The following is an 891-nucleotide window of genomic DNA, read 5'->3' as shown; positions in this document are numbered from 1 at the left end:
CTAGGTGCGACCTTGACACCAAGGGGCGTTATCGCGAATCGCCCACGTAAATCAGCTCGACAAGTAAGGATCCAGATGACCAGCGAGATGCACCCTCAGGTGTCTGAGGCGCTGCGGCAGGCTGAGCTGTTCCAGTCGGCGCTGGTAGACCAGCAGCACCGCAGGAATACCGAAACCTTCACGGCCACCGACGAATCCAAAGCCGTCGCAGTGACCGTCGATGCCGGCCTGTGCTTGACCGGTCTGTATATCGAAGAGGGCCTGCTGCGGCTGGGCGCCGACACGGTGGAGCAGCGCATCAACGAGGCGCTGGGCAACGCGCGGACCACCGCGACCGCCGCTATCGACGCCGAGTACGACCGGCTCATCGAGGTGGTGGCCGGCATTGCCGACTCGCTCAAGAAGACTTTGGACGTGACCTAAGCGATCGCGGGCTTAGCGGCACACCACTGGCAGTGCCGTCCGCTGTTCGGCGGCTCTTCGGCGACTCTACGGCGACGATGAGCAGTCAGCGCCCGACCGGGTGTATGCCCTGCCGCGCGACCTTGCTGATTTCGCCGCAGTTGGCTTGCTGGGAGTTCAATTACTGTTGTGCACCACGACGTCCGGCGTGAAACCAACGGCCGAAAGTCGGCCTGCGCCGATCCGGCTGAAGCGCCCCAACACCCGAACCGACAACGTGCCCCCAGCGCTGCGGAAGCAGCGCCAAGGTTTGGTTCGCTATTGTTCTGGCTCGCTACGATTTTCATCGCGCCGGCAATGTAGCAGGGGCACAGGGTTTGCTTGCTCGGCGGCCTCTGCGGCGCTGACTGCCGGCTCGTCGCGAAATCGCAGAGACGAAACCTCAAGCCGGCATGGGTGTGGATGGTGTCGTTAGGCCTGCCAGCGGTA

1 protein-coding gene is annotated in these 891 nt (G+C 63.4%); it reads left to right on the top strand.

Annotated features, from left to right (window positions below):
• Positions 1-75 precede the first annotated feature (75 nt).
• Complete coding sequence (locus F0Q45_RS26265; protein WP_149656625.1) at positions 76-423, top strand: YbaB/EbfC family nucleoid-associated protein; 348 nt, start codon at positions 76-78, stop codon at positions 421-423.
• Positions 424-891 lie beyond the last annotated feature (468 nt).

The organism is Mycobacterium simiae (assembly GCF_008370645.1).
Lineage (GTDB): Bacteria > Actinomycetota > Actinomycetes > Mycobacteriales > Mycobacteriaceae > Mycobacterium > Mycobacterium simiae_A.
This window is presented reverse-complemented; position numbering and strand designations above follow the sequence as displayed.

Bases quoted from the DNA above. Each gene is read 5' to 3' on its own strand.
- F0Q45_RS26265 (WP_149656625.1), top strand. From the start codon at position 76: ATGACCAGCGAGATGCACCCTCAGGTGTCTGAGGCGCTGCGGCAGGCT.